Here is a 4284-nt window from a genome sequence, read left to right on the forward strand (position 1 = left end):
GATCCAGATAGATCGTGGCCACGATCATGGAACGATCTTCACGTGGTCTACGCCGGACCTACCCACGCTCTCACATCATGCCCCACGCGCGCGCGAATCGGGGACCGGCCCTGCCGAGCCGCTTACCTTGTTGATTCGAAAGCACGGGTAACTCCGCTATGACTCGACGATATGGCCATCGTGCCGCAGAGTACCCCTGACAAAAAATCCGTCAATCGGCTGATTTTTCGATGAGTCCGTTTTGATGCGTCAATCGACCAGCATGAGCAGCCTGTTCACGAAAGCGCGCTTCCGGATTTTACTGAACCCGGAAACGCCGAGCGCGTCTGCGAGCCACAGGCCATCAGTTGCCATGCGAATGACATCGGCAGTTGCTCGGTCGATGCCATCGTTTTTTGCTCGATTGCTCCAACGAGAGAGGGCGTCTTCGTATAGCTTCCGGACAGACGCGTCTCGGCCGAAATAGGCGACGACGAGCGCCGCCGAAGCAAGACTTTCCGCCTCCGTTGTTGGGTCAGTTTCGAATGTCGCACGGACGTACGCCCTGAGCCACCCTCCCGGCGTCCTGTCTTGTTCCGCCATTCTATCAACCGCAGCCTCGAAGTTTGCGAATGCAAACTCAAGGAGTTCGTGAACGAGTTGGTCTTTTGTCTTGAAATGGTAGAGCAGTCCACCCTTGCTCATGTTTGCAGTCGCTGCTACCTCCTCGAGCGTCAGAGCCGCCGCGCCTCGCTGCAAGACAAGAGTTTCGGCTGCGCGCAGTATTGAGTCTCGATTGTTGGGTCGCATCTGGTGGTGTCCCGTTGATTGCCGCTCGGAAGTATGCCGAATGATTCGCGGGGGATTTATATCACAAAGGCTTTTCCACATGTTCAAATAGTCGAGTCGACTGCGAACTTAACGTGCTGACTAACGCTTAAGCTTGAAACATGGCGGGCGTCGATACCCTCACGGGGCTTTCCGGTTCGCCATGTGTGAGCCACGACGACTTCGTCCAGGGGCGAGGCAGGAGGAGCGATGTTACTTTCTGATGACAAGAAAGGCTGGGTACAGTTCGTGGCCGTCATCGACCGTTCAACCCGCACACGGTGGGCTGGCGATGCAGCCGAACATGATGGTTGAACCGGTCACGGAGGCACTGCGCCTGGCGTGCTTCCGTCGCCGTCCTGAGGCCGCGGTAATCGTGCATGGCAGTATGGTATTAGCTGGTTTCGGAACGCGCTGACGACTCGCAATGTGTGTTCATCCAGTCGTCGCTTCCATTCTTCTTCATCGCGTCCGCACCAAAGTGATGGTGCGGTTAGTCGGACAGCGAGAAGCCGCGGCTTGCCAGACTGATTGTGGAAGATTATGTCGACAGCGATGGCCGCCATCGACATTCGAGCGGTTAGCCTGTACAGCGTGATCAAGCTTCAGGGTACTCATGCGGAAAATTCTAGTCTTCTCTGAGAATGTGCTCGTGATACCAGGCGCCGAACTCGGCGATCTTGCTCTCCTGCGCCGAATAGGGGCCTGGAGAGTAGGTTTGTGACTGGATTCCGGACTGATTGTTCTCGGTAATTGTCTTATCTTCAAGTAATGTTGTTTGCCACACGGCTTTGATCCGTTCGAGATCGTAGTCGGGACCTTCCTGGGCGTCGCTGGAGACCATCCATAAAACTTCGACGTCCGTTGAAAGTGGGCCTTTCGGATTAAAGCGAAATGCGATGGCGTGGTCGCTGTTTGCGAGCACCACACTGATCGGGTTGAATACGCAGCCAGTCTGGGCCCCATCATATTCAGCATCCGAGATGATCAGAGGCGCGACTGGTTTTCCATCGAGCGACTCGGTCAGGTTGCCTCTGCCTATGGGGAGCCGACCGGCCGACTGGAGGAATGGGGTGGAGGGGCCGTCAGCGAACATATCTGGCTGCCGTCCGGTCTGCTTTTCCGCTAACTCCCAAAGTGCGAAAGTCTTCATGTATTCGTCTGCCAGTCCATTGGACGATCCCGGGCCCGCGCCGAAAGCTAACATCTTCATGTCGTCGTGCACGGAGCAGTAAGTAGCGTGCGCTGGTTTGCAGTGGTAGCACTCGAAGAAATTCTCGACCACAAGTTTCCAGTTTGCCGCTGTTGGAAAGACCCGGCGCGCGGCGACCTTTGTTTGTTCAAGGTTATACCGAGCAAGCATAGGTTTAAACCGAGAAACAAACTGTTCAAACGACGGAGGCGAATCTTTTGACAGGTTGAGGAAGACAAATCCCTTGAAAATGCCAACGGCACAAGGGTTCAATCCGTGTTCCGCCATTGGAAAATCCGGCGGCATGAAACGCGCGGACTTAAGATTCCCTGCGAGATCGTAGCTCCACGCATGATAGGGACACGTCAGCGACCTAACAGTTCCTTCTTTTTCGAGGCAAATTTTGGAGCCGCGATGACGACAGACGTTGAAGTGGGCACGTACAGATCCCTGCCGGTCACGGAGAACAATAATGCTTTCGCCGCCGAATTCGACCGTAAAATAGCTACCAGGCTCAGGGATTCTGCTTTCGTGGTCCACAAGGAGCCATTGAGTGCGTCCTAAGGACTGGACATCGTTTTTGAAAATCCCATCGTCACAATACATGTGTTGGGGTAGCGAGTATCCAGAGCGCCATTCGTCCGCAATCGCAGTCATTTCGTTATCCGACATAATTCGCTTATCGTTTAGGGTGGTAAGTTTGAAGCTGCCGTTTTCACAAGTCCAAGGTGAGATGACCTTTGGCGCGGGAAACGCACGGGCACATCAGATGTTGTTCGTTTCGCTCTTCATCGGTGAGCACATCGTCAAGATGCACCACCTCACCGTTCAGAAATTTCGTCACGCAGGCCCCACAAACGCCTTCGAGGCAGCCGGTTGGGAGGAGAACACCTTTGGATTCGAGCGCTTGTATCAAGGTTTGATCCGATCTCACATTGATCGTCAAGCCGGTTCGAGCAAGTGTTAACTGAAAATCGCCCAAAGGATTCGAAGTCCAGGCGGCACCCTGGAATTTTTCCGTATAAACGGCAGCGGAAGGAAGATGATGTCGAGCCGCGGCTTCGACTGCTGCCATGAATGGCGACGGGCCACATGTGTAGATATGTTTTGCAGTTGAAGATGCGAGGAACACCTGGTCGAGAACACCGGGAACGGAATTTCGACTGACGTCAAGCTGAACTGCAAAGTTCTGCCCGAAGCACTCGACCCCGAGTTCCGCACGGAGATCGCTGAGGTCTTCCCGTCGTCCGAAGTGATGAAGCATAAACGGATCGCCTCGGCGCGTGAGTTCGTGGGCCATCGCGAGCAATGGAGTGATCCCGACCCCTCCTGAGATCAGAAGATGGGGCCCGTGATCGTCTTTCAGGCCAAATGCATTGCGGGGTTCACCGATGTCAAGTACGTCGCCCACCGAAACCTGATGCATGGATAAGGACCCCCCGCGCGAACAGGGGTCTTTTTTGACAAGTATGGAAAAACGCGCACGATCGGACGGATCGCCACAAAGGGAATATTGTCTGACCAAGCCGCTTGGCGTTGTAACGTCAATATGCGAGCCCGCCGTATAGGCTGGAAGCGGAGCCTGGGTCGTCGGTTGGAGGACGAAGAGCCGCATTTCGGCTCCAATGCTACTTGAGTGTCTAACTTCGATTTGCACGTTCAGCCTCGTAACTATACCGTCTGGACGGTATAGTTAGCTATTGTGTTCTCGCTGTCAATGGGGAAATTACCAGGATGGAGGGAGAAATCTCGGGAGTGGTGTGGTCGACGGAGAGGTATCGCGGCCGCAACGACAGGCGTTTGGTCGTTGAAGCGGTGTTCCCGGCTCAGTTGATCGAGCGCCGCTTCTTGTGTCAGATCTGCTAGTTATGTCACAAGGATCAAGACGAATCAGACCGTTGCAGAACGCGACATGCACGTCGACTTCGTCACCATATTTTTTGCGGCGTCAGTTGTCGATCGCCGGGTAATGCGTGGTTTTTAATCATCCATACGGTTGATTGAGGGAGAGGTCGGCAGCGGACACAATGACGTCTGCAAGCGGATTGCTTTTCGTTTGCTCGGATCATAAATCACGGTTTCTTTGCCAGGTATGATGACGCACTCCAACTTATTAGAGCAGTACGGTCCGCGCGAGTCGATGGAGTATGACGTCGTTATCGTCGGCGGCGGCCCTGCGGGCCTGTCGGCCGCCATTCGTCTGAAGCAGCGCGCTGCCGAACAAGGCGTCGAGCTTGGCGTGTGCGTGCTGGAAAAAGGCTCGGAGATCGGGGCGCATATCCTGT

General features: G+C 54.7%; 4 protein-coding genes. 1 reads left to right on the plus strand and 3 read right to left on the minus strand.

The genetic code is table 11. The features are described from left to right. Nucleotides 1-249: 249 nt before the first annotated feature. The 3 genes from F6X42_RS41780 to F6X42_RS41790 form a co-directional block, all read right to left on the minus strand. The gene (locus F6X42_RS41780; RefSeq protein WP_312893024.1) at nucleotides 250-870 is read right to left on the minus strand and encodes a TetR/AcrR family transcriptional regulator; all 621 of its coding nucleotides are present in this window, start codon (nucleotides 868-870) and stop codon (nucleotides 250-252) included. Between the two features lie 565 nt (nucleotides 871-1435). Beyond that, nucleotides 1436-2656 (minus strand): aromatic ring-hydroxylating oxygenase subunit alpha, encoded by a 1221-nt coding sequence (locus F6X42_RS41785; RefSeq protein ID WP_187639606.1) that lies wholly within the window; start codon nucleotides 2654-2656, stop codon nucleotides 1436-1438. Between the two features lie 58 nt (nucleotides 2657-2714). Further along, nucleotides 2715-3656 carry a PDR/VanB family oxidoreductase gene (locus tag F6X42_RS41790; protein ID WP_312893025.1) on the minus strand — a complete coding sequence of 314 codons (942 nt, stop codon included), beginning with the start codon at nucleotides 3654-3656 and terminating at the stop codon, nucleotides 2715-2717. Between the two features lie 438 nt (nucleotides 3657-4094). Here F6X42_RS41790 and F6X42_RS41795 point away from each other — a divergent pair. After that, nucleotides 4095-4284: FAD-dependent oxidoreductase (locus F6X42_RS41795; protein ID WP_187639608.1), on the plus strand; the 190-nt coding region annotated here is incomplete at its 3' end.

Source organism: Paraburkholderia podalyriae (assembly GCF_014397785.1).
Taxonomy (GTDB): Bacteria; Pseudomonadota; Gammaproteobacteria; order Burkholderiales; family Burkholderiaceae; genus Paraburkholderia; species Paraburkholderia podalyriae.

Coding starts and splice junctions, on each gene's coding strand:
- F6X42_RS41780 (WP_312893024.1), bottom strand. CDS start 870: ATGTGGAAAAGCCTTTGTGATATAAATCCCCCGCGAATCATTCGGCAT.
- F6X42_RS41785 (WP_187639606.1), bottom strand. CDS start 2,656: ATGACTGCGATTGCGGACGAATGGCGCTCTGGATACTCGCTACCCCAA.